The sequence below is a fragment of the Streptomyces sp. NPDC002730 genome, from assembly GCF_042888805.1.
Classification (GTDB): Bacteria; Actinomycetota; Actinomycetes; order Streptomycetales; family Streptomycetaceae; genus Streptomyces.
The window spans coordinates 217,463-236,696 of sequence record NZ_JBIAQG010000003.1 but is presented as its reverse complement, the minus strand read 5'-3'; the positions used below and the strand labels follow the sequence as shown (position 1 = coordinate 236,696).

At 70.0% G+C, this 19,234-nt stretch carries 16 protein-coding genes; 7 read left to right on the top strand and 9 right to left on the bottom strand.

Annotated features, from left to right (window positions below; translation table 11 throughout):
• Positions 1–6: 6 nt before the first annotated feature.
• Together purU and ACFYXH_RS09380 are read right to left on the bottom strand one after the other, a co-directional pair.
• Positions 7–858, bottom strand: coding sequence for a formyltetrahydrofolate deformylase (purU, locus tag ACFYXH_RS09385; RefSeq protein WP_385300489.1), 852 nt, complete (start codon positions 856–858; stop codon positions 7–9).
• A gap of 108 nt (positions 859–966) precedes the next feature.
• On the bottom strand, positions 967–1,413 hold the full coding sequence (locus tag ACFYXH_RS09380) for a hypothetical protein (RefSeq protein WP_389561822.1): 447 nt from the start codon (positions 1,411–1,413) through the stop codon (positions 967–969).
• Positions 1,414–1,586: 173 nt separating this feature from the next.
• On the opposite strand from ACFYXH_RS09380, the gene ACFYXH_RS09375 reads away from it, so the two are divergent.
• Positions 1,587–2,927, top strand: coding sequence for an ABC transporter substrate-binding protein (locus ACFYXH_RS09375; protein WP_389561491.1), 1,341 nt, complete (start codon positions 1,587–1,589; stop codon positions 2,925–2,927).
• Positions 2,928–2,995: 68 nt separating this feature from the next.
• Here the strand turns inward: ACFYXH_RS09375 and ACFYXH_RS09370 are convergent, their stop codons facing one another.
• On the bottom strand, positions 2,996–4,120 hold the full coding sequence (locus ACFYXH_RS09370; protein ID WP_389561490.1) for a hypothetical protein: 1,125 nt from the start codon (positions 4,118–4,120) through the stop codon (positions 2,996–2,998).
• Positions 4,121–4,189: 69 nt separating this feature from the next.
• On the opposite strand from ACFYXH_RS09370, the gene ACFYXH_RS09365 reads away from it, so the two are divergent.
• Positions 4,190–4,609 carry a hypothetical protein gene (locus ACFYXH_RS09365; protein WP_389561489.1) on the top strand — a complete coding sequence of 140 codons (420 nt, stop codon included), beginning with the start codon at positions 4,190–4,192 and terminating at the stop codon, positions 4,607–4,609.
• Between the two features lie 101 nt (positions 4,610–4,710).
• Here the strand turns inward: ACFYXH_RS09365 and ACFYXH_RS09360 are convergent, their stop codons facing one another.
• Positions 4,711–6,093 carry a transcriptional regulator gene (locus ACFYXH_RS09360; protein WP_389561488.1) on the bottom strand — a complete coding sequence of 461 codons (1,383 nt, stop codon included), beginning with the start codon at positions 6,091–6,093 and terminating at the stop codon, positions 4,711–4,713.
• A 352-nt stretch (positions 6,094–6,445) separates the two neighbouring features.
• On the opposite strand from ACFYXH_RS09360, the gene ACFYXH_RS09355 reads away from it, so the two are divergent.
• The 3 genes from ACFYXH_RS09355 (at position 6,446) to ACFYXH_RS09345 (ending at position 9,637) form a co-directional block, all read left to right on the top strand.
• Entirely contained in the window at positions 6,446–7,144 is a 699-nt protein-coding gene (locus tag ACFYXH_RS09355) for a bifunctional DNA primase/polymerase (protein ID WP_389561487.1), read from the top strand.
• A 64-nt stretch (positions 7,145–7,208) separates the two neighbouring features.
• Positions 7,209–8,027 (top strand): ABC transporter ATP-binding protein, encoded by an 819-nt coding sequence (locus ACFYXH_RS09350; RefSeq protein WP_389561486.1) that lies wholly within the window; start codon positions 7,209–7,211, stop codon positions 8,025–8,027.
• A gap of 14 nt (positions 8,028–8,041) precedes the next feature.
• Positions 8,042–9,637, top strand: a complete 1,596-nt coding sequence (locus ACFYXH_RS09345) for a transporter (RefSeq protein ID WP_389561485.1) — start codon at positions 8,042–8,044, stop codon at positions 9,635–9,637.
• A 170-nt stretch (positions 9,638–9,807) separates the two neighbouring features.
• Here ACFYXH_RS09345 and ACFYXH_RS09340 read toward each other — a convergent pair whose 3' ends face one another.
• Positions 9,808–11,667, bottom strand: a complete 1,860-nt coding sequence (locus tag ACFYXH_RS09340; protein ID WP_389561484.1) for a hypothetical protein — start codon at positions 11,665–11,667, stop codon at positions 9,808–9,810.
• Between the two features lie 781 nt (positions 11,668–12,448).
• Here ACFYXH_RS09340 and ACFYXH_RS09335 point away from each other — a divergent pair.
• Positions 12,449–12,922, top strand: a complete 474-nt coding sequence (locus ACFYXH_RS09335) for a subtilase-type protease inhibitor (protein WP_389561483.1) — start codon at positions 12,449–12,451, stop codon at positions 12,920–12,922.
• Positions 12,923–13,108: 186 nt separating this feature from the next.
• Here ACFYXH_RS09335 and ACFYXH_RS09330 read toward each other — a convergent pair whose 3' ends face one another.
• Both ACFYXH_RS09330 and ACFYXH_RS09325 read right to left on the bottom strand, forming a co-directional pair.
• Positions 13,109–13,972 carry an alpha/beta fold hydrolase gene (locus tag ACFYXH_RS09330; RefSeq protein ID WP_389561482.1) on the bottom strand — a complete coding sequence of 288 codons (864 nt, stop codon included), beginning with the start codon at positions 13,970–13,972 and terminating at the stop codon, positions 13,109–13,111.
• A 645-nt stretch (positions 13,973–14,617) separates the two neighbouring features.
• Positions 14,618–15,310 (bottom strand): metal-dependent transcriptional regulator, encoded by a 693-nt coding sequence (locus ACFYXH_RS09325; RefSeq protein ID WP_362681638.1) that lies wholly within the window; start codon positions 15,308–15,310, stop codon positions 14,618–14,620.
• 298 nt (positions 15,311–15,608) lie between these two features.
• Between ACFYXH_RS09325 and ACFYXH_RS09320 the strand changes: the two genes are divergently transcribed.
• Entirely contained in the window at positions 15,609–16,364 is a 756-nt protein-coding gene (locus ACFYXH_RS09320; protein ID WP_389561481.1) for an SIS domain-containing protein, read from the top strand.
• A 57-nt stretch (positions 16,365–16,421) separates the two neighbouring features.
• Here the strand turns inward: ACFYXH_RS09320 and ACFYXH_RS09315 are convergent, their stop codons facing one another.
• Entirely contained in the window at positions 16,422–17,816 is a 1,395-nt protein-coding gene (locus ACFYXH_RS09315) for a PAS domain-containing protein (protein WP_389561480.1), read from the bottom strand.
• 399 nt (positions 17,817–18,215) lie between these two features.
• Complete coding sequence (pdxH, locus tag ACFYXH_RS09310) at positions 18,216–18,839, bottom strand: pyridoxamine 5'-phosphate oxidase (protein ID WP_389561479.1); 624 nt, start codon at positions 18,837–18,839, stop codon at positions 18,216–18,218.
• Between the last annotated feature and the right edge of the window lie 395 nt (positions 18,840–19,234).

Sequence of the window (19,234 nt, the reverse complement as noted above, 5' to 3'; positions counted from 1 at the left end):
GGTGCCCTAGGCGAAGACGACCGTACGGCGGCCGTTCAGCAGAATCCGGTGCTCTGCGTGCCACTTCACCGCGCGCGCCAGCGCCTGGCACTCCACGTCGCGGCCGATCGCCACCAGCTGCTCCGGCGTGACCTGGTGTCCGACGCGTTCGACCTCCTGCTCGATGATCGGCCCCTCGTCGAGGTCGGCCGTCACATAGTGCGCCGTCGCGCCGATCAGCTTCACGCCCCGGGCGTGCGCCTGGTGGTACGGCTTCGCGCCCTTGAAGCTCGGCAGGAAGGAGTGGTGGATATTGATGATCCGGCCGCTCAGCTGCTTGCACAGATCGTCCGAGAGCACCTGCATATAGCGGGCGAGGACCACCAGCTCGACCTTCTCGGCGCGAACCAGCTCGAGCACCTGCGCCTCGGCGGCGGCCTTGTTCTCCTTGGTGACCGCAATGTAATGGAACGGGATCCCGTACGAGGCGACGAGCTCGGCGAAGTCCTTGTGGTTGGAGACGACAGCCGCGATCTCGACCGGCAGCGCGCCGGTCCTGGAGCGGAAGAGCAGGTCGTTCAGGCAGTGGCCGAACTTGCTGACCATCAGGACGATCCGCATCCGCTCCTCGGCGAGATGGATCTGCCAGTCCATCTGGAAGGAGTCCCCGACGGCGACGAAACTGGCCCGCAGCTTCTCCACGGTCACCGGCGACTCCGCCGAGAAGTGGACCCGCATGAAGAACAGACCCGTGTCCCGGTCCCCGAACTGCTGACTGTCCTCGATGTTGCAGCCGGTCATGAAGAGATAGCTCGACACGGCGTGCACAATGCCCTGTTTGTCCGGGCAGGAGAGCGTCAGGACGTACTGGTCAGTCATCTTCGTAGGATGCCACACCCGCTGATCCCGGCCGGAGTACTCGTCCGTCAGCCGGACACCGGGCGAACCCCGAGCGGCCTCCAGGCCTTCGGCGGAACTCCGAGGGACTCAGGCGGACCGGGTCATGATCCGCAGCACGTCCAGCGAGCGCGGCGGAGCGTCCGGGTCCTCGCCGTCGGCGACAGACAGCCGTACGTGTGCCTCGCGGGCGGCTCGTACGGCCTCGGGCCAGCCGTGGTGTTCGAGATAGGCGGAGACGGGAGCGTCCGCACCCACCTGGTGCATGATCCGCAGCACGCGCAGGACGGCGACATCGACAAGGGCGGCCTCGCCCGAGTCGCGGAAGATCGTCCCGACGTACTTCTCCGCGGACCAGTTGTCCAGCCAGGTGTCCTCGACCAGGCGGTACACGGCGTCGGTGACGTCGCCGTACCCCTCACGGCCGGCCAGCCAGCACTCTTCATGGAAGACAGGGTCGGAAAGCATGTGCAGCGCCGAGCGCACATTGCTGCGCCAGCGCCACCAAGGCATGTCATTGAGCGGCATGCCGCCCATGGTGGAGGAGCGACGGCCGCGGCGGGAAGAGGTGTCCGAACCTTGCTGCACGCCGTCGATCGTACGTTCCCTGGTCGCAGGGCCCCACAGCCCCCTGTAATTCACTTCCACGTCACCCGTCGTTGATCAATGCTCACTCTTCCGTTACCCGGGAGGAGGAAATGTGCATCACCATGACCGGTTGGCGACGTTCATCCTCCCCCCGCCCCTCAAGGACCCGCCCCTCACGGACCGTGCGGATTCGCGCCGTCTGTATGACAACGGCCGTCGCGGCGGTCGGAGCGTCGCTGGTCACCGGCTGTGGCGTGCTCCCTGGGGCCACGGGGGGGTCCAGGGAGCCCGTCACGGTGATGACGTTCGCCCCGGAGGAGACCCCGGTGACGAACATGCCCGGAATGCCCGCCATGGCGAAGGCCTACGCCCGCTGGGCCGAGGCGCAGGGCGGTATCGACGGGCACGAGCTGCGCGTCATCACCTGCAACGAACAGAACACCTCCACCGGGGCCGCCAACTGCGCACGGCGTGCGGTCAAGGAGGGCGTGGTTGCGGTCGTCGGCTCGTACAGCCAGCACGGCGATGCCTTCATGGCTCCGCTGGAGGCCGCGGGCATCCCCTTCATCGGCGGATACGGCATCTCCGAGGAGGAGTTCACCAGCTATCTGTCCTACCCGGTCAACGGCGGCCAGGCGGCGCTCCTCGCCGGCAACGGCAAGCAGCTCGCGAACGTCTGCCAACGGGTCTCGCTGGTAAGGCCCAACTCCCTTGCCGGCGACGAAATGCCCGTGCTCCTCAACTCCGGCCTCGCGGAGGACAGTCAGCGCAAGTCCACGGACATCCTTGCCGCGGAGGACGCGACCGACTACACCGCGCAGGCTGAGCAGGCACGCAGGAAGGCAGGTGCGCGGAGCGGCTTCGGGACGGGGAGCGACGACCGGCCCGGCTGTGTCACGGCCGCGCTCGGTGACCGCACGGAGACTTTCGTCGACTCCTTCCGGCGGCTGCCCGAGGACAGCCGGAAGGTACGGATCTCCTCCGTCATGGGCAGCGTCGGCCAGCCGCTCATCGACCGCACCGGCGGCCGCAAGGGCCCGCTGGAAGGTGCGTACATCACCGGCTGGTACCCGACCGCGGGCGATGCGCGCTGGGAGGAGATGCAGAAGATGATCCGTACGTACGCCTTCGGCGACAACGACATCGACCCGGCCGACGCCGGTGTGCAGACCACGTGGATCGCGTACACCGTGCTGAAGGCGGTCATCCGGTCGATCCACGACGACAGGATCAACCCCGGGAAGGTCTCGCGGGCCCTCGACAACGGGGTGCGGGTTTCGACCGGCGGCCTCACTCCGGTGCTGCGCTGGAAGTTCGAGGACATGCTCGGCACGCCCGACTTCCCGCGGGTGGTCAACCGGGCCGTGACCTTCCAAGTGGTGCGCGACGGACGCCTGGTGGCCCAGAAGCCGGGCTTCGTCGACGTCAGCAAGACGCTGTCGTCGTCCACCACCGTGAGCTGACCGGGGGCCGGTCGGTATCGGTCGACCGGCAGGTCGGTCGGCTGCCCGGCCGACCGACCGACCGGAAGCTACAGCTGCTCGCTGCGCCGCTCCGTGAGCTCGTACTTACGGGCTATGGCGTTCCACAGCCCGGACGCTTCCCTCTTGGCCTTGGTGGCGTCACCGCTGGCGCGGTTGGCCTGAGCGGTCTGGCCGGTGTTGCGGGCCTTGCCGTCCTTGCAGCCCTTCTTGCTCTTGACCTGCTGGGCCCAGGCCGCGTAGTGGTCGTCGGCCGACGCGGACGCCTGCCATGCCTTGGTGAGCGAAGCAGTCAGTGCGGCATTGTCGGGCAGCTTGTCGACGGTCAGGCCCTCGAGCCGGGTCACCAGACCGCGCCGCTGCACCGCGGCGCCGTGCAGGTCGGTGGACGCCTGGTCCAGGTTCTGGCACTGCTTGATGTTCTCCACCGAACTGATCACCGTGGCACGGCTGTTGTTGCTGTCCGCGAGGAGCTTGTCGAGCGCCTCGGCCTGCTGCTTGGCGGGGTCGGCGGCGGCCTCGGGAGAGTTCTTGGGGGCGTCGGAGGTCGCTGCGACGTTCTTGCTGGCGTCCGGGTCCTTCTTGGTGTCGTCCCCGCCGCCGAACATCACTGCGCTGACGCCGAGTCCGAGGACGGCACAGCCGACCACGACGGCGGCGATCAGCGGTATGTGCGAGGACTTGCGCCGATCGGGCTCGGGCTCATGGTCCTGCGGCTCGTACTGCGGCTGCTGGTACTGCGGTTGCTGAAACTGCTGCTGATGCGCCGGTTGCTGCTGATGCGACTGCTGCCGGCGCGTCCGCTGGCCGCCGAGCGGACCCTCGAAGCGGGGCAGCTGTGCCGTGGCGTCCGCGGGCTGGGCCGCGGGCCCGTCCGTACGGAAGAGGCTGTCGAACTCGGCGGGCGGCTGCCGGTCGCCGGGCGCCCCCGGCCGGATCCCGAACGGCGCGGCGTTGGGCGCGGGCGGGGCGGGGCCGGGCGGTACGGCCGCGATGTACTGCGTGGCCTCGGCGTCCGGTCCCGATACGGGTCCGGGTCCGGGCATGGCACCCGGCATGGCACCGGGCCCGGTCCCGAGGAACTGGGTGGACTCGGCGGGAGTCTCCGGCGGCAGGGCTCCGGGCCCCACGGGCGCCACCGGCGGGATGTACTGCGTCGCGTCGGAGGCACCCATGACGGGCGCCTGCGGAGGCAGCGCTTGTGGAGGCAGGGCCTGAGGGGGCAGCGGCTGCGGAGGCAGGGCTTGAGGAGCCGGTCCCTGCGGAGGCACAGCCTGAGGCATCGACTGCGCGCCGTACCCGGCCTGCGCCCCGTACCCGGCCTGCGGGCCGTACTCGGCCTGCGCGCCGTATCCGCCCTGCGACACCTCGCCGTACCCGCTCTGCGGGCCGTATCCGCCCTGCGGTACCTCCCCATAGCCGCCGTGGGCAGGCTGCCCACCCTGGCCAGGCTGCCCCTGCTGCTGCTGCGGCGGCCCCCAGGGCTCTCCCCACGGCTGCCCGCCCGCCGGAGCCACCTGTGGGTCGGAGACACCTGGAATCCAGGGCTCACTTCCGTCGGCGGGCAGCACGACGCCTTCGTGCGCGGGCCGCACAGCAGGAAGCTGCCGCTCGTCACCCTGTCCGCTTTGCGTCACCGGGACTCCTACGTATGGGCCTACTGAACCGTCGGTTCACGCTACCCGGTGCCTCAGCCGCTCCGCACACACGCGCGTAAGCAGTAACAAGATGCGGACTCAAGTCGCTGTTAAAGGGGCACCCGGCCTCATGCGGCCTGAATCTCCAGCCGCGCCCCGAACTCGCGCACCGAAGGCTCCGTGGCGTACGGCTCCAGGCGCTGCTGGAGGTCGTCCAGGTACTCCGCGCCCCGGCTCGAGCGCAGCCTCCCCAGCAGCTCCACCGCACGCGTGCCCGTGTGACAGGCCTGCTCCACCTCACGCTGCTGCACCTGCGCAGTGGCCAACAACACAAGACCGATCGCGCGCCGCCTGGCCCGCGACTCCGGGTGCCCGTCCAGCGCGTTTGCGGCATGGTACGCCGCCACCTCCGCCTGCCCCAGGTCGCGGTAGCAGTGCGCCAGCTCGTCCGCGAGATACGCGTGGTCGAAATGGGCGATCCAGTCCGGATCGTCCCCTGTCGACGGCTCGGCCCGCTCCAGCGCGGCAAGCGCCTTGCCGGCCACCTCGTGGCAGGTGCGGGCGTCCCCGAGCAGGGCGTGCCCGCGCGCCTCCGCGGCGTAGAACATGGCCTCGGCCCGCGGTGTGACCCGGCCCCGGGCGCCCTCCTGCGCGGCCCGCGCCAGCTGGGAGATCTCCCGCGGGTTGCCGAGCTGAGCGGCCAGATGACTCATGGACGCCGCCAGCACATAGCCGCCGTACCCCCGGTCCCCGGCCGCCTGGGCCAGTCGCAGCGCCTGGATGTAGTAGCGCTGGGCGAGCCCCGGCTGGCCGGTGTCGACGGCCATGTATCCGGCGAGCTCCGTCAGCCGCGCGACCGCCGCGAACAGCTCACGGCCGACCGATTCGCGGTACGAGCCCGAGAGGAGACCGGAGACCACGCTGTTCAGATAGTGCACGACAACCGGCCGGACATGGCCGCTGCCGAAGCGGTGGTCCAAGTCGGTCAGCGCGCTCGTCATCGCCCGTACCGCTTCGACGTCCGAGACGCCGACCCGCGCTCCGGCCGTACGAGCGACCTGCGTGTCCGCGCCGGTGATCAGCCAGTCGCGGCTCGGCTCGACGAGTGCGGAGGCCGCGACCGCCGACCCGGACAGGAAGTCGCGGCGGCCGACGTCACTGCGCCACAGCTCGCAGACCTGCTCGATCGCGCCGAGCACGGTCGGCGAGAACTGCAGGCCGACGCCGGACGCGAGGTTCTTGCCGTTCGCCATGCCGATCTCGTCGATCGTGACCGTACGGCCGAGCTTGCGGCCCAGCGCCTCGGCGATGATGCCCGGCGCACGGCCGCGCGGCTGCTGCCCGCGCAGCCAGCGTGCCACCGAGGTCTTGTCGTAGCGCAGGTCCAACCCACGCTCCGTACCGACCATGTTGACGCGACGGGCGAGCCCCGCATTGGAACACCCGGCTTCCTGAATGAGCGCCTGCAATCGTTCGTTCGGTTGTCGGACGACGAGAGGCCTGGCTGCCATGACTACCCCCTGAGGCCGCGGTGATCCATCGAAGTGATCACTGCCCGGCTGATATACGGAGAATGCAGACTTGGTCCGAGTTGGTCGTTTTTCCGGGAAGATTCGGAAGATTCCCTGGAAGGCCTTTCCGGAAGGCGGCCGCCTTGACGCACGCAGAAGCCACACGGGAGCCACGACGTCTGCCGCCGTCGCCCTCCCGGATCGCCGCCTCCCCTCGCGATGACGCCACTGCCTGTGGCTACCCGCCCACCGCGGCGCAGCCGCATGCGCGCCCCCACCCGTGCACCCATGCGCCCCGTGTGCAGGATCGATGCGCCACGCACCGCCCATGGGACGCCCGTAACCCAAGGTGATGGCGGGAGTTGAGTGTGTCGTGGAAGAGACCATCGGAGTCATGGAAGCCGTACAGATCCCCCAGCAGCGAGGTGAGCAGCTGCTGGACAATGCCGTGCGGTACGCGGAAGAGCGGCACTGGGACGTGTTCCCCGGCACCTGGCTGGAGGCGGTGGAGGGCAGGGAACGCTGCTCGTGCGGCGACGCCGCATGCGCCCTGCCCGGCGCCCACCCCGCCAGGCCGGACTGGGCGAACCAGGCGACCGGCAGCGCGGTCGCCGCACGCCGACTGTGGTCCAGGCAGCCGAAGGCGTCGATCCTGCTGCCGACGGGACGTACCTTCGACGCTCTCGACGTACCGGAGTCGGCCGGCTTCCTGGCGCTTGCCCGCCTGGAGCGGATGAACCTCCCACTCGGCCCGGTGACCTGCACCCCCGACCGCCGGATGCTGTTCTTCGTGCTGCCCGGCGCGGCACTCAAAACCCCCGACCTGGTCCGCACCCTGGGCTGGGTGCCGAGCGCCATCGACCTCGTCGCGCGCGGCGAGGGCCACTACGTCGCGGCGCCGCCGACCCGGATCGGCGGCCATGGCGCGGTGCAGTGGGCCCGCCGCCCCACCACCGCCAATCGGTGGTTGCCGGACGCGGACGAGCTGATCAGCCCGCTGGCATACGCATGCGGGCGGGAGGCTGCCGCGAAGCGGATCCGCCGCGCATAAGGCGGCCCCAAGGTGACCCATAAGGTGGCCTCGTACATACGGGGACACTGAAAGGCGGGGCGCCATGCCGGACCAGGCGATGGGAGCCACAGAGGCGGGCGGGGCGCGAACGGCGCCGCCCGCCGTTCGTGTTGAGGGCTTGTGGAAGCGGTTCGGCGAGCAGACCGCGGTGGCCGGCATCGATCTCACGCTCCCCGCAGGCAAGTTCATCGGCCTCGTCGGCCCGAACGGCGCGGGCAAGACGACGACCCTGTCGATGGTGACCGGCCTGCTGCGCCCGGACCAGGGCCGGGTGGAGGTGGCGGGCCACGACGTGTGGCGCGACCCCGTCGAGGTGAAGTCCCGTATCGGCGTACTCCCTGAGGGCCTGCGCCTCTTCGAGCGGCTCTCGGGCCGTGAACTCCTGGCCTACAGCGGGCGGTTGAGGGGTCTGCCGGGCGATGAGGTCGACAAGCGCGCGACTCAGCTCCTGGACGTACTGGACCTGGCGGGTGCGCAGCACAAGCTGGTCGTCGACTACTCCACGGGCATGCGCAAGAAGATCGGGCTCGCGGCGGCCCTGCTCCACAACCCCGAAGTGCTGTTCCTGGACGAGCCGTTCGAGGGCGTCGACCCGGTCTCGGCGCAGACGATCCGCGGCGTCCTGGAGCGGTACACCGACTCGGGCGCGACCGTCGTCTTCTCCAGCCATGTGATGGAGCTGGTGGAGTCACTGTGCGACTGGGTGGCGGTGATGGCGGCGGGCCGGATCCGCGCGCAGGGCCCGCTGGCGGAGGTACGGGGCGATGCGCCGTCCCTGCAGAGCGCGTTCCTGGAACTGGTGGGCGCGAACGGCCGGGACGCCGGACACTCGCTGGACTGGCTCGGCGGCGGTACCCGTTGAGCAACGTCAGCGCCTTGAACAGCGCATACCTCGCCCCGGTCTTCATCCGTCTCAAGCTGTCGCTGCTGCGCAACGGGCTGCGCCAGTCGTCCGGCCGCAGAGCCGCGTACATCGCCTCGATCGTCGTCACGCTGCTCTTCGCCGCGCTCCAGCTCATCGGCCTGATCGCACTGCGCGGAAACGATCACGCGGATTCGGTCGTGGTGCTGCTGACCGCCGTACTGGCCCTGGGCTGGGCGTTCATGCCGCTCTTCTTCCCCAGCGGTGACGAAACGCTGGACCCGACCCGTCTGGTGATGCTGCCGCTGCGACCGGGCCCGCTGGTCTCGGCGCTGCTGGCGGCGTCGCTGGTGGGCATCGGCCCGCTGTTCACGCTCTGCCTGGCGGTGGGTTCGGCGATCGCGCTGTCCCACGGCGTCTTCGCGCTGCTCGTCTCCGTTGTCGCCGTCCCCCTCACCCTGCTGGTGTGCGTGGCGCTGGCACGGGCGGTCGCGGCGGCCAACATCCGACTGCTGACATCCCGCAAGGGCCGCGACCTGGCGCTGCTCAGCGGTCTGGTGATCGCGGTCGGCATCCAGGTCGTCAACTTCGGCGCCCAGCGCCTCGGCCAGGCCGGCGGACTGTCGGCGCTCGATCCGGTGGCGGGGATCGTACGGTGGCTGCCGCCGGCGTCGGCGATCGGCGCGGTGGACTCGGCGAGCGAGGGCTCGTACGCGGTGGCCATCGGGCAGTTGGGGTTGTCGGCGGCCGCTCTGCTGCTTCTGCTGCGGTCCTGGCAGCGCAGCCTGACCAAGCTGATGACGGCGCCGGACGGCTCGACGCTGGCCGCGGCCTCGGAGCCGACTCGCAAGGAGTCCACGACCGGCTTCCACCGTCTGCTGCCCGAGGGCCGTACGAGCACGGTGATGCAGCGCAGCCTGCGCTATGTGTGGCGGGACCCGAAGACGAAGGCGGCGTGGGTGACGGCGCTGGCGATCGGCCTGATCGTGCCGCTGTTCAACGCACTGCAGGGCACGGGCTCGGTCTACTTCGCATGTTTTGCGGCGGGGATGCTCGGCATCCAGATGTACAACCAGTTCGGCCAGGACACCTCGGCGTTCTGGATGGTGGCGCTGACGATCTCGTCCACCCGGGACGCGTATGTCGAACTGCGCGCCCGCGCACTGGCGTTGCTGGTGATCACGCTCCCGTACACCGCCCTCGTCACTGTCCTCACCGCGGCCGTGCTGGGCGACTGGCAGGCGCTGCCGGAAGTGGTGGGCCTGTCCTTCGCGCTGCTGGGCGCGATGCTGGCGACGGGAGCTGTGGCGTCGGCCCGTTTCCCGTACTCGATCCCGCAGGACAGCGCGTACAAGAACGTCGCTCCCGGTCAGGGCGGCCTCGCCTGGATCTCGATCTTCGGCGGCATGATCTCGGCGGCGGTGCTGTGCGCGCCGGTGATCGCGCTGACGATCTGGCTGCATGCTGCGAACATCCAGTCGGCGCTGTGGCTGCTGCTGCCGGTGGGCGCGGCGTACGGGCTGCTCGTCGGGTGGGCGGGGGTGCGGCTCGCGGCGCCGCAGACGGCGAGCAGGCTCCCGGAGATCCTGGCGGCGGTCAGCAAGGGGTAAGTGGCAGCAGGGGTACGTGGGTCAGCCTCCGTACACGCACCCGAACCAGCAGCGGTCCCCGGGGGGAGGTCGACCTCAAGGCGCCGGCGGAGGCGACGCGGAAGATCCGCGAGGAGACCCGTCAGCCGATCGGCTGACGGGTCCCGTACCCACGGGCGCTCTCTGAGCGCTCAGTTCGCCAGCAAGGACTCCAGTATCGACTCGTTCGGCGCGGTCGGTCCGGGTTCGGCCGCACTCGGGCACCGAGGGTCGAGCCGGAGCCTGGCCAGATCGCGGCCGGCGACGGCCCAGGCGTACCGGGACGACCGTTCCCAGGCCAGCTGCGGCGGGTTGTACCAGCCGTCACCGAGGCCGCCGAGCATGGGCTGAGCCTCCGCGAGCCCTGGTCCGAGCCGGTACACCGAACCGCCGAAGACCGACGCGAACACCTGCCCACGATGGACGCTGAGCTCGCCGTAGCTCGGCAGCTTCCCGGTCTGCAGAACCGTGCGGGTCTCGAGATCCATGGCGAACCAGGTACCTGCGAGCCGCTTGTAGACCCCGTACAGCACACCGTCGTGCACCGCGATGTGCTGCAGGCTCGCGTATCCCTCCACCGGCGCGACCTCCCACAGCACCTTGCGGTACCGCAGGTCGAAGGCGGCGATCGTGGCGCTCGGCCTGGCCGGCGTTATGCTGCCGCCGCCCCAGGTGTCACCGGCGAGGTACGCGATCCGGCTGCCGGGCCTGTCGTCCAGCGCGAGCGACATCACGCTCTGGTCCACGATGACATCCGGGTAGACCCTGAGCTTGCGTCTCGACCGGTCCACGACTGTCAGCGCGCCCTTGAGCAGGCCGACCCCTGGGGCGGTCGACACCAGCAGCAGATCCTGGCCCCGTTCGTACGCCATGTCCGTCGGCCGTTGCTGCTCGTTCTCGACGAAGCCCATCGACCGGACCTTGCCGCGGTCCGGGTCGTACTCCAGCAACTCGGTACTCGGATACATCGCCGCGTATACGCGGTCGCCGACGAGTTGCAGTTGCTTCGGCTCGCCCGGGATCCTGATCCGCTGGGACGTGCCGTTCGCCGGCCGGTGCGTCGTGATCGAGAAGTGCCCGCCGACGTGCACGGTCCCGCGCCTGCCGTACGTCATGGACTGCACGGGATCCGGTCCGGACAGGCCGATGTCGATCAGCTCGAGAATGTCCGACGTGCCACTTGCCAGGTCCAGCCACCACAGCCGGCCGCTGCCCGCACCGCCGAGCAGCGTCCCGTCGGACAGCGGCAGCAGCGCGCGATGCTCGTCCCCGCCCGCGGGCGCGGCGACCGGCACGAAAGTGTCGCCGTCCCGCCGGTAGACCGTTCCGGTCGGCCGTCCGACGCAGTACAGCGTGCCGTCGGACGTCATCGTCATCGCGTCGATCAGCCGCTCCGGGCCGGGCGTCGGAATCACCCGTGCGTCGCTGCCGTCGGGCGCCATATCCACTACGGACTTGGTGAGCGCCGCGATCACCCGGCCGCCGCGGGCAAGCAGCGCGGCCGCGCCGCCGTAGGGCGTCGGGGTGAGGTTCGTCTTCGCGCCGGTGACGCGGTCATAGGCGACGACGTAGCCGTGCGGCAGCGTCCCCGCGTAGACGAAGCGCTCGTCGGCGGCGATCGCGCGCACATACATATCGCCCGGCACCGCGACGCCGAGATTGCGCAGGACGCCGGTCTGCGGTTTGTACTCCCAGACTTCGCCGCGCGGGGACGTTCCCGCGTACACCGTGCCGTCGGGCGCCGTGGTGAGACACCAGACGAAGCCGCCCGCCGGGCCCACCGTGCCGATCAGCTTCACCTCGCCGGTGGCCGGATCGAAGCGGTAGATGTCCGAGTACGGATAGGTCCCTGCGTAGACGTGCCCGCCCGAGACGGTCGCAGCCCAGCCGCCCTCTCCACGGGGGAGCCGGACGGCTCTGGTGAGTTTCTTCGACGCCAGGTCGATCTCGCCGAGTATGGGCGGACTTTGACCACGGGCGACGACGTAGACGCGATCGTCGAGCTTTGTCATGCCGACGATGGCGGCGGTGAACGACGCGATGCCGTACGTGGAGATGGGAGGACCCGAGCAGGGATCCCCTGCACTGGCTGTATCCGGTCTGTCTGCTGTGTCTGGTCTACCGGCCGTGCCTGCGCTGTCGGTTGTGTCGGCGTTCGCAGCGCCCGGGGCAACCAATTGGCCCGCTACGGACGCCAGGGCGAACCCGGCTCCGGCATGCAATAACCGCCTGCGTTCCATGCATCCCTCCCTTGAGAGATTCGGAATCTCTCAAGGTAGATGCGGATCAACGGCCCGTCATCGCCCCGGCCAGGTTCCACCATGAGACTGTTCCGGTTTGTCCGGTTTAGGATTTTTTATCACGCAGAATCCGCGTACGCGGGAGCGACGCACCCCCGCGGCAATGCACACCGCGGCACGCCTCCCCGGGCCCTCATCACCGCCGCGGGGCGAAGCCTTCCGATTAGCGCCTGTATACGTTCCGCCCCCTGCGGCGCACAGCGCCGCCGCCGCCAAACCCCTCACCGAGGGGTGTTTTCCAGTCGAAGCAGGCGCCGCACGAGGTAGAGCAGCCCGGGCATTTACGCAGCTCAGAAGGTAGTTTTCTATTGCACCACTGAAGATCGTCCACATGATGGACACGCCCTCGCACCCGCCCCGAGCTGCCCGAACGACCATTCGGTCACCCCCGAACGAACGTACACGGCCGGAAACGAGCGAACGACGTGCACTCACTGTCCGCATGCGCAAGACTCCCGACCGCAATCGCCCCCCGATCGAAGGAGTTTCACACATGCGTTACATCCGCAACACAGTCGCCGCAGTTGCCACGGCATCTGCTCTTGTTCTGACCGGCACCACGGCCATGGGAGTCGCGCAGGCCCGGCCCACGCAGCCCGCACAGCCCGCACAGCCCGCCAACGCGAAGAGCCTGTACGCGCCGTCCGCGCTCGTACTCAGCTTCAGCAGGGGCGAGGACGCCGCGACCGCCACGGTCGAGCGCGCCGTCACCCTGAGCTGCGCCCCGCGACCTGCGGGAACCCACCCCGCCCCCGCGGCCGCGTGCGCGGAACTCAGCGCCGTCAACGGTGAGTTCGCCGTGCTGACGGAAAAGCCGTCGCACAAGACGTGCACGCGCCAGTGGAGCCCTGTCGTGATCAGCGCCCAGGGCGTGTGGCAGGGCAAGCACGTCGCCTGGTCCGCCACGTACGGCAACGAGTGCGAAATGGAAGGAAGCATGGCCGACGGCAAGGTCTTCGCCTTCTGAACGGCCCCTCACCACGGGTCCCCTGACGCACGCTTATGCCGTGCCACGAGGCCGGTAGCTCACCCCCGCAACAGAGCACACCACGTAGCCGGTCGACCGGTTGCCGACCTCGCTGATCGCCCAGCCGTTGCCGCCACGGCTGAGGGCGATCCCCCGGGCCCCGCATACGCCGGGCCTCGATTCCCGTCAGGGCGTCAGCACACCATCCAGGAACGGCTCGATCGCCGTCCGCCATCCCTCCGGCTGGTCGTAGTGCACCAGATGGCCCGCGTCCGCCACTTCCCCGTACTCACCCCGCGGCAGGACCCGCACCATCTCCTGCGCCTCCGCGCGGCCCAGTTCGCCGTCCAGACCCCGGACCACCAGTGTCGGGCACTGAACCTGGGCCAACTCCTCCCAGTGGGCGTCGTGGACCCACGTTTCACGGGAAGTGAGCATCTGGCGGCGGGAGAAGACCGGGCGCCAGCCGTCCGCCCGTTCCGACATCACCTCTGCGAAGAACTCGCCTCGGGCAGGGTTGTGGCGCTCCACCCAGGGGTCGTCCTCCCCGAACCACTTGCGGACGTCCGCCAGTGTCGCGAACGGGACCGGCCAGGTGCGGAACCAGTCCTCCCACTCGCGCTGCGAGGCCGCACCCAGCGCGGAGGCGCGCATATCGCAGATGATCAGGGCCTGGACCAGGTCCGGGCGCTTGGCGGCGAGCTGCCAGGCGGTGAGCGCGCCCATGGAGTGGCCGATCAGGGTCACCGGGGCGAGGCCGAGTTGTTCGACGGCGGTCTCGGCGTCCGCGACGTACGCCTCGCGGGTGAACGGGCCTTCCGCCGGCTTGTCGCTGCGGCCATGACCTCGCTGGTCGAGCGCGATCGCCCGGTGCCGCTCAGCCAGCCAGCGGGCCGTCGAGGCCCACTGCGAGGCACGTCCCATCAAGCCGTGGAGCAGTAAGACTCCAGGCGCGTGCTCCGTCTCGCCCCTCCCTTTGGGAGGGTCGGCGAACTCCCAGGCAGCCAGGCGTACGCCGTCGGCTCCGGTTACGTCAATGCGCCGCACCATGTGGCCTGGCACCCCCTTCTCTCCCCCGGTGGTCCTGCTCGGTCGAGTCCCGCCAGACTATCGAACCTCTATTCGAAAACACGGTCCTGGCGCGCAACACCCCTCGTTCGAGTGACCGCGCTCAAGGGTTGACCCCCGCAGCCGAGGGAAGATCTTCTGCGGGAGGCGGGCCGCTCGGGGATGACGGTCCGACGGGATTGACCCTGAGAGCTCGGGGCTCCGGGTCAGCACAGGGGAGGACAGGCCCCGGCTCCCATGGGAGCCGGGGCCCTCCTGTAGATACAGGACGTGCGGGACGCAGGCGTCCGGGACATGCGCATCGCGCGGGACATACGGGTCGTGCGGGACGTGCGCGTCGAGCGGGACATACGAGTGCAGGGCATGCGGGGCTCGCTGAGCGTGCTGGGCGCAGCGTTGAGCGCGCTGGTCGTACGGCGGGCGCATCACCCGGATCCCTCCCCGGCCATGGGGTCATATGCCTCAGCCACAGCGTGGCACGCGATTCGCCCGGGCGCTGCCATTCCGGACGGAATGCGGTATCTGGCGGCGGAAACCCGCCATGCGAGGCTCCCGAGGAGTTCCTGAGAGGCGCCGGGCGTCGGCTCAGGAGCGCTTCGGGACCCTCAGACCTCGGTCAATGCTCGGCTACTGCTTGGCCACGAATACATGCGAGGCCACATCGGCCGCCAGCTCCGCCGCCTCGCCGCTGCTGCCCACGAGCACTCCGCCCGCGGACTCCGTCACGCTGACCACCGAGCCGGGCTGCACGCCCGCCCGCCGCAGCGTGTACATCAGCTGGGCGTCCGTCTGGATCGGCTCGCCGATCCGCCGTACGACCACGGTCTTGCCGTCCGCGCCCGGGTCCAGGTCCGCCAGCGAGACCATGCCGTCGTCCAGGAACGGGTCGGCCTCCGCCTTCTCGCCCAGCTCCTCGAGGCCCGGGATCGGGTTCCCGTACGGCGACTCGGTCGGGTGGCGCAGCAGCTCCAGAACGCGCCGCTCCACCGCCTCGCTCATCACATGCTCCCAGCGACACGCCTCCGCGTGGACCTGCTCCCACTCCAGGCCGATCACGTCGACGAGCAGACACTCGGCCAGCCGGTGTTTGCGCATCACGCGCGTCGCCAGCCGCCTGCCCTCGCCGGTCAGCTCCAGGTGGCGGTCGCCGGCGACCGTCACCAGGCCGTCGCGCTCCATACGCGCCACGGTCTGGCTGACCGTCGGACCGCTCTGGTCGAGCCGCTCGGCGATCCGGGCGCGCATGGGCACCACACCTTCCTCTTCGAGCTCGAGGATGGTGCGGAGATACATCTCCGTCGTGTCGATCAGTCCGGACATACGTGCCCCTCGATGCTGTGACTTGAAAACAGTCGTGCGCTGGCCCTGACTCAATTCTGACGCATCCCACTGACAACCGTGCCGTGCCGGGGCAAGCCGTCGGGAAGCCGTCGGGACACCTCTCCCCGAGTCCGTTCCCTGAGCCCGTACGACCGGTCGTACGCGAAGCTGTATTGACAGGGCAATGGTCCAGACCGCAACGTGATCCGCGGCACGGTTATTCCCGCCGCGGTGCCGCTGCGGTGCGGTGCGGTTGTGACGCAGCTGCGGTTCCCCCCTCCCCGGAAAGGGCTCGGCGATGAGCGAGAGCAAGTTGGCCGGTCAGTTCTTCGACGCCGCGATCGGTCTGCTGCAGCGTGCGCGGGACGAGGAGGCGGCGAACATCGCCGACGCCGGGTCCGCGATCGCGGACACCGTCGCCGCGGGCGGCCGCCTCTTCGCTTTCGGCGCCGGGCACTCCTCACTCGCCGCGCAGGACGTCGTCTACCGGGCCGGCGGCCTCGCCCTGATGAACCTGCTCGCCGTGCCCGGCGTCGTCGGTGTCGACGTCATGCCGGCCACGCTCGGCTCGGCCCTCGAGCGTGTGGAGGGGCTCGCGGGCGCCGTCCTCGACTCCAGCCCTGCCAAGGCCGGCGACGTCCTCGTGATCATCTCGCTCTCGGGGCGCAACGCGCTGCCCGTCGAAATGGCCATGAACGCCCGCGCGCTCGGGCTCAAGGTCATCGGCGTGACGTCGGTGGCGTACGCGGAGGGCACCAAATCCCGGCACGCCTCCGGCACCTTCCTCAAGGACCACTGCGACATCGTCCTCGACTCCAAGATCGCGGTCGGCGACGCGGAGCTCACCCACGAAGGCATCGAGGCGCCCTTCGCACCCGCGTCGACTGTCGTCACCAGCGCGCTGATGCAGGCGACGATGGCTGCTGCGGCGGAGCAGCTGGTCGAGCGAGGCATCGAGCCGCCGCTGCTGCGCTCGGGCAACGTGGACGGCGGGCACGAGTGGAACGGTCGCGTGATGACGGAGTACGGGGACCGGATCTTCTTCCGACACTAGGGGTGACCCCTCAGCGCCAAACCCCCGCCGCCCTCGCGGCCCCCGTCGACGAAGCCGTCAGGCGTCCGCCTGCCCGCCCGCCAGCCGCGCCAGGTCCAGCGCCGACGCCGCCAGAACCGCCACGCTCTCCGCGTACACCGCATCCGGGCGTTCGAACGCCGGGCGGCCGGCCCCGCGCAGAAACGTCACCACGCCCAGCGTCCGGCCCCGGCTCCGCAGCACCGTGCACAGCGCGTGCACCGCGTCCCGCGGCCACTGGCGCTCCGCCGCCCAGTCGCCCGCCACCGCACCCGCGGCCGCGCTCGCCCGGACCGAGCCGATGCGGTCCGCCGCCTGGAGCGCCGGGTGGCCCTGCGGGTAGCGCACCGGAATGCCCGCACCCGCCACCGGCACACACGGGCCCGGCGCGCCCGAAGGCGTTGCCGCGACGCGCACCAGCCGCTCGCCGTCCGCCTCCAGCAGATCGATCAACGCATGGTCGGCGAAGCCCGCGAGCGCGAAGTCCAGATATGCGGTCGCCGCCTCCATCGCGTCCTCACACTCCGCGGCGGCACGCCCGGCCCGGTGCAGCTGGCTCGACCGGAACCGCTGCCGGTCCGCCTCCTGCTCGGCCAGCTTTGCCTCGGTCACATCGTGGAACAGCCACCCCACCCCGAGCGGAACAGGCTCCTCCGCGAGCGGCGAGGCCAGCCGCAGGAACCCGCTGCGCAAGCACCGCCGCCGCTCACCCTCGGCCGTGCCCAGCGTCACCCACAACTCCGCCAGCCCCCGCGGCGCCCCCTCCGCCAGCACATGGTGGAGCGCGCCCTCCAGCTCCTCCACCCCCTGGACGACCAGCTCCCCGAGCGGCCGCCCGAGCGATGAGGTACGTCCGGCGCCCAGCACCCGCGCCGCATAGTCGTTGACGACGGTCGGACGCAGATCCACATCGACCAGTACGACGCCCCAGGACGCGTCCTCGAACAGCGCCTCGCTCAACGCGATCGACCGCTCCAGATCGATCTGCGCATGCACCTCGCTGAACGCGCAGTACACCCCGGCCGGCTTGCCGTCCGCGCCGAGCACCCGCGCCGACTGGGTCCGTACGAGAACACGCCCGCCGTCCTTGCGCAGCAGCGCGAACTCATGCACGGTCCGCCCCGGCGCGTCCATCGCGGCCATCAGCCGCCCCTGCACCTCTACGGCATCGGCGCTCCGCACCGCCCATCCGGCGAAGCCGCGCCGCCCCACCGCCTCCTCGGGCGCCCAGCCGAGAATCCGCTCGGCCTCACGGTTCCAGTGGGTGATCGTGCAGTCCGCGTCGAAGGCGCAGAGCGCGGCATCCATCCCGTCGAGCAGGGCGGCAAGCAGCTCCGCCCCCGGCACCGGCCCGGTCTCCGGCGAACCCACGCCGCCCCGCTCCGGCTCGTCGGGCCCGAGCGCATTGGTGGTCTCACTCCTGGAAGCACTCATCCTGGACCCCCTGCAGGACGCATCCACACATGCTTTTTTGCACCTCAGATCATTCAACTGGAACGTGACGCAGCGCACACTCTGTTCCCGAAAATCGTTGCCTCCGGGAAATTGGGTTGTGGCCTCCTGGACCGCTTCCTAAGGTGTTGGTCACACGGTGAAAGGAGGTGATCCGGAAGTGATTTCGTTTCGGATGCGTGAGGTGACTGCGGGCTGACGGCCCGTCGTCGCACTCTGTGTGCAGCCGACAGAACCGTCGGCCGAAATACCTAGCAGTCACCGACCCGCGGGCTCGCCGGCACATCCGGCCGGCCCCTCCGCAAGGAGGGACCAGAGCCCGCGGGTTTCTGCGTTCCCGGGACAGCCCCGGGATGTCGCAGCCGCCGCCTCGCGAACGGCTCAGGGTGCCAGTCGTTCCACCTGCCACGCGGACCCGGCACGGACATACCGCAGCCGGTCGTGCAGCCGGTTCTCGTGGCCCTGCCAGAACTCCACCGCCTCCGGCTCGACCCGGTAGCCGCCCCACTCCGGCGGCGCCGGGACCTGTTCGCCCTCCGGGTAGCGGGCCGCCAGCTCCTCGTACTTGCGCAGCAGTTCCTCCCGCGAGGCGATCACCGAGGACTGGGCGCTGGCCCAGGCGCCGAGCTGAGAGCCGTGCGGGCGGGTGCGGAAGTAGGCGACCGTCTCGTCGCGGCCGATGCGGGACACCGTGCCGGTGACGATGACCTGGCGGGCCAGACCGTGCCAGGGGAAGAGCAGCGAAATGTACGGATTGGCGGCGAGCTCGCGGCCCTTGCGGGAGGCGTAATTGGTGTAGAAGACGAAGCCGCGCCCGTCGAAGTGCTTCAGCAGTACGGTGCGCGACGACGGGCGGCCGTCGGATGCGGCCGTGGAGACGATCATGGCGTTCGGCTCGCGCAGACCGCCGGACGCGGCGTCCCGGAACCAGCGGGCGAACTGGTCCATGGGCGTGGGCGCCAGATCTGACTCCAGGAGCGCGGTGGAGCGGTACTGCTCCCGCATGACGGCGGGGTCATGAGAAGCGGAATCCGGAGCCGGGGCGGCGGGATCCCGGTCCGGGGCAGCGGGATCCGAGTTCGGAGCGGCGGGATCCGAGTTCGGAGCGGCGGGATCCGAGTTCGGAGCGGCGTAGTCGGTCACGGGGGCCATCCTGCCGCAGTGGGCCAGTTTGCCCGGCACGGAGTGCCCCTAATCCTCCCCGGCCGAAACGGGGCAGTGTGCCGGATGTCACGCTTCCCCGCATCAGCCGGACCCGCCAAAATCTTGGGTCGGGCCACTGTGGCCTCCATACAGCAGGGGATATCGTCCTGCCTTCCCGACGGTTTGGGTGACCACCAGCCGCGCGGGGCATCACCGGGGTGACCGACCCACACCCGTCGTACGCATCTTGAGGAGCC

Coding starts and splice junctions, on each gene's coding strand:
- purU (WP_385300489.1), bottom strand. CDS start 858: ATGACTGACCAGTACGTCCTGACGCTCTCCTGCCCGGACAAACAGGGC.
- ACFYXH_RS09380 (WP_389561822.1), bottom strand. CDS start 1,413: ATGGGCGGCATGCCGCTCAATGACATGCCTTGGTGGCGCTGGCGCAGC.
- ACFYXH_RS09375 (WP_389561491.1), top strand. CDS start 1,587: ATGACCGGTTGGCGACGTTCATCCTCCCCCCGCCCCTCAAGGACCCGC.
- ACFYXH_RS09370 (WP_389561490.1), bottom strand. CDS start 4,120: ATGGGTGCCTCCGACGCGACGCAGTACATCCCGCCGGTGGCGCCCGTG.
- ACFYXH_RS09360 (WP_389561488.1), bottom strand. CDS start 6,093: ATGGCAGCCAGGCCTCTCGTCGTCCGACAACCGAACGAACGATTGCAG.
- ACFYXH_RS09355 (WP_389561487.1), top strand. CDS start 6,446: ATGGCGGGAGTTGAGTGTGTCGTGGAAGAGACCATCGGAGTCATGGAA.
- ACFYXH_RS09350 (WP_389561486.1), top strand. CDS start 7,209: ATGCCGGACCAGGCGATGGGAGCCACAGAGGCGGGCGGGGCGCGAACG.
- ACFYXH_RS09340 (WP_389561484.1), bottom strand. CDS start 11,667: ATGACAAAGCTCGACGATCGCGTCTACGTCGTCGCCCGTGGTCAAAGT.
- ACFYXH_RS09335 (WP_389561483.1), top strand. CDS start 12,449: ATGCGTTACATCCGCAACACAGTCGCCGCAGTTGCCACGGCATCTGCT.
- ACFYXH_RS09330 (WP_389561482.1), bottom strand. CDS start 13,972: ATGGTGCGGCGCATTGACGTAACCGGAGCCGACGGCGTACGCCTGGCT.
- ACFYXH_RS09325 (WP_362681638.1), bottom strand. CDS start 15,310: ATGTCCGGACTGATCGACACGACGGAGATGTATCTCCGCACCATCCTC.
- ACFYXH_RS09320 (WP_389561481.1), top strand. CDS start 15,609: ATGAGCGAGAGCAAGTTGGCCGGTCAGTTCTTCGACGCCGCGATCGGT.
- ACFYXH_RS09315 (WP_389561480.1), bottom strand. CDS start 17,816: ATGAGTGCTTCCAGGAGTGAGACCACCAATGCGCTCGGGCCCGACGAG.
- pdxH (WP_389561479.1), bottom strand. CDS start 18,839: ATGCGGGAGCAGTACCGCTCCACCGCGCTCCTGGAGTCAGATCTGGCG.